Origin of the sequence: Paludibacterium sp. (assembly GCF_019232825.1) — a bacterium.
Taxonomy (GTDB): domain Bacteria; phylum Pseudomonadota; class Gammaproteobacteria; order Burkholderiales; family Chromobacteriaceae; genus Paludibacterium.
In genome coordinates this window covers 1-3712 of the sequence record NZ_JAFAND010000079.1, presented here as the reverse complement: position 1 = coordinate 3712, position 3712 = coordinate 1, and the positions used below count along the sequence as shown (strand labels likewise).

Sequence of the window (3712 nt, the reverse complement as noted above, 5' to 3'; positions counted from 1 at the left end):
GATAGAGACCCAAAAATACGCAGAGGTCATGATGGCATTCAGGCCACCGTAGATCCGCCAGTATTTTTGCAACATTGCAATAATGCCATGATCATGGTCGGACATAAATTTCACGCTCTTGTCAGGGCAAAGACCTAGCCGGAATTTTTCATAAAAGAGGGCGAGTAACAGCTAAGCATTTGATAGAATTGGAGTTATCTAGAAACCAGTTCGTAAAAAATGCCGACCATTACTCGCCCTCGCCCTGATTGTACCCCGGAACAGCTCCGGTTTCCTCCTTCATCTGGTTTTACGGTTCGCGCAGATTTTTCCGGTGGCGATGTCTCTTCGGATCTGGGTGTGTTGTTGCTGGGCGCGGTAGATCGTCGCATCGGCTTGATCGATCGACTGACCGCTGCGATTTCCGACTCGCGCGATGCGCGCTATATCACCCATCCGTTGCGGGATCTGTTGTTGCAGCGTGTCTTCCAGATCGCTTCCGGCTACGAGGACGGCAATGATTCCAACAGCTTGCGAATCGATCCGCTGTTCAAACTGGCGGCAGGGCGAGCACCACTGGGGGGTGACAATGCCTTGGCCAGTGGTCCCACATTTTCACGCATGGAAGGCTCTCTGCGACGTCGGGACATTTACCGGATGTCCCAGGCGCTGGTCGAGCAATTCATTGCCGGCTATGCGCAAGCGCCCGCCAGTATCACGCTGGATCTCGATCACACCGACGACGCGACCTACGGCCAGCAAGAGCTGGCGTTCTACAACCACCATTACGGGCACTACTGCTACCTGCCATTGCTGATATTCGAGGCCAACAGCGGCGCGCTGGTGACCGCCGTCCTGCGCCCCAGCACCCGTCCGACCGGCGCCGAGAACGCGATGATCATGAAACGGGTGTTGGGATTGTTGCGCAAACACTGGCCGCAAACGCACATCCTGGTGCGCGGGGATAGCCACTTTTCCACGCCGGAGCTGATGCAACTGATCAGCGCCGATGGTCACGCCGATTTCATTTTCGGGATGGGGCGCAATCCGTTGCTGACGCGCAAAGCGGAAGGGTTGATGCGCAATGCGCGTGGTCTGTTCGATTTGCATCAGACACTCGCAAAAACTGGCATCAGACCGCCAGTGCCCGGAGTTCGCCTGTTTGGCGACTTTGACTATCGGGCCCGTTCCTGGGCGCAGGCCCACCGAGTGGTCCTCAAGGCGGAGGTGCTTCCGGGAAATGGCGAGCAGCCCGCCAAGGATAATGCGCGCTTTGTCGTGACGAGCCTGTACGGCCCCTCCGCCCGTACGCTGTATGAACAGGACTATTGCGCGCGCGGCCAAGCGGAGAATCTGATCAAGCAACTGAAGGGGGATCTGAGCGCAGATCGGACCTCTGCTTCAACCTTTACCGCCAACTTCGGTCGTCTACTGCTGAGCGCCGCCGCCTATGTCCTGCATCAGCAATTGCGCCAGATCGGGCTACAGGGCACGCCGCTGGCGGTGGCACAACCCAAAACGGTGATCCTGTCGCTGTTCAAGATCGCCGCCAAAGTGAAACAGTACAAGGACCGGATATTGCTGCAACTGCCCACCAGTTGCCCGGTCAAGGAACTGCTGGCGCAAGTCTGCCGCAGGCTGTACCCGACAACCCGAGTGCGAATGGTGCCTACTTCGCCCTGACAGAGAACGTTTGGCACACGAGACGTGCCGCCCACCCGGATCATTAACCAGAACACAGATTGCCCCGCCAACGGGGAAAGGGGGTCGATTGCCTGAAAATCAAAAAATTTGCGCTTGAAGCGGTGCCGGAGCACCGCTGGAAGTTCATGAAAAATTCAGGCTAGCAGCCTGTCGGACTTTCCACTGCCACCCGTGATGCCATGAGATAATGATCGTGTTGAATTTTCGGACGCCTTCATGAGCAACTTTATCCAGGCCGATCGCCAGACAAGTTACCTGCTGCCGCCCTCTGTCGATGAGTGGCTGCCGCAGGATCACCTGGCCCGCTTCATTGTCGAGGTGGTCGACAGACTCGACCTGAGCAGGATGGAAGCCGCCTATCGCGGGCGCGGCAGTGCCGCCTATCACCCGTCGGTGCTGTTGTCGCTGCTGGTCTATGGTTACGCCACCGGCGTGTTCTCCAGCCGCAAAATCGAGCGCGCCACCTATGACTCGCTCGCCTTCCGGTTTATTGCCGCAGACCAGCACCCCGACCACGATACCCTGGCTACCTTCCGGCGACGTTTCATCGACGAGTTGGCGGGACTGTTCGTGCAGGTGCTCGAAATCGCGCAAGAAATGAAACTGCTCAAAATGGGAACGATCTGCCTGGACGGCACCAAGTTGCATGCCAATGCCTCGCGCCACAGTGCGTTGTCGCACGGGCACATCGAAAAGCTGGAAGCCCATCTCAAGCAGGAAGTGCAGGCGTTACTGGCGCTGGCGGAGCAGGCCGACCAGTCCGGCGTACCGGACGGGATGAATTTGCCGCAAGAAATCCAGCGCCGGGAAGACCGCCTTGCCGCCATGGAGGCGGCCAAGGCCAAGATCGAGGAGCGGGCGAAAGCTCGTTTCGAACGCGAGCAGGCCGAATATCAGGCAAAGCTGGACGCACGCGAAGACAAGCAAAAAAAGACCGGCAAGAAACCGGGTGGCAAGCCGCCCAAACCGCCGACTGGCGGCGTGAAACCGGAAGACCAGGTCAACCTCACGGATGAAGAATCGCGGATCATGCCAGTATCCGGCGGTGGATTTGAACAGGCCTATAACGCCCAGGCTGCAGTAGGGGAAAACATGCTGGTCGTGGTGCCGTTCGTCACGCAAGCGGCGAACGACAAGGAGCAGGTCGTTCCCCTGCTGGAAAAATTGGCGGCCATGCCGGAATCGCTTCCTACGGCAGAGCGGCTGCTGACCGACAATGGATTCTTCAGCGCGCAGAACGTGGCTGCGTGTGAGGCATCCGGCATCGAGCCGTTCATGGCGGTCGGCCGCGATGGGCACCATATTGGGTGGAAGGAACGCTTCGCTGATCCGGCAGCTCTGCCGGAAAACGCCACACCGACCGATCGAATGGCGCACAAGTTGCGCACCCGCGCAGGGCGCGCGGTCTATGCGCGGCGAAAGCAGACCGTGGAGCCGGTGTTCGGCATCATCAAATCGGTGCTCGGATTCCGTCAGTTCATGTTGCGCGGGTTGCGTAAAGTGAGCGGCGAATGGTCGCTGGTGTGCTTGGCGTGGAATTTGAAACGCATGGCCGTATTGCGTCTGCAGTGAGGAAGCAGGAGGGGAATATTGCCGAAAAACGTCAAAATTCCCCAAAAATCACCAAATTGCCGTTTCAACTCACCTGTTGAGCGGCTGAATCCGACAGGCTGCTAGTCGAGGTGGGCGCCCGCGCCTGATGCACAGCGCGCCGTGAGGGTTGATCGTTGGCACGGGGCCCAGGCTCAATTGGCGTCGGAATGTCCCGCGACGGCCGGCAGGGGGCGGCAGGCGATGTCCTCCGCCTCGCGGCGCCCGAGTCCCAAAATCTGCAGGACGGCGGCGGCGGTTCGTTCCGGCAGGCGTTCGCCATCCAGCCCCAGAATCCGGCGTGGCGCATCGCTGGCGCCCGCTGCCTGCCCGTACTCCAGCTCGGCCGCAATCGCGGCCATTACGGTACCGCCGGCGGCGATGAATCCCAGGAGCGGGTCACGCAGGGTAAAGCGTTGCAATGCGATGCCTTGGTTGA

The 3712-nt window shown here is 59.4% G+C and carries 3 protein-coding genes; 2 read left to right on the top strand and 1 reads right to left on the bottom strand.

Features of this window, described 5'->3' with window-relative positions; genetic code table 11:
- The first annotated feature begins 219 nt into the window (after positions 1-219).
- Positions 220-1662 carry an IS1380 family transposase gene (locus JOZ06_RS10005; protein WP_293231978.1) on the top strand — a complete coding sequence of 481 codons (1443 nt, stop codon included), beginning with the start codon at positions 220-222 and terminating at the stop codon, positions 1660-1662.
- Between the two features lie 237 nt (positions 1663-1899).
- Positions 1900-3255 (top strand): IS1182 family transposase, encoded by a 1356-nt coding sequence (locus JOZ06_RS10000; RefSeq protein WP_293231976.1) that lies wholly within the window; start codon positions 1900-1902, stop codon positions 3253-3255.
- A gap of 173 nt (positions 3256-3428) precedes the next feature.
- Here the strand turns inward: JOZ06_RS10000 and JOZ06_RS09995 are convergent.
- Positions 3429-3712: hypothetical protein (locus tag JOZ06_RS09995; RefSeq protein WP_293231974.1), on the bottom strand; the 284-nt coding region annotated here is incomplete at its 5' end.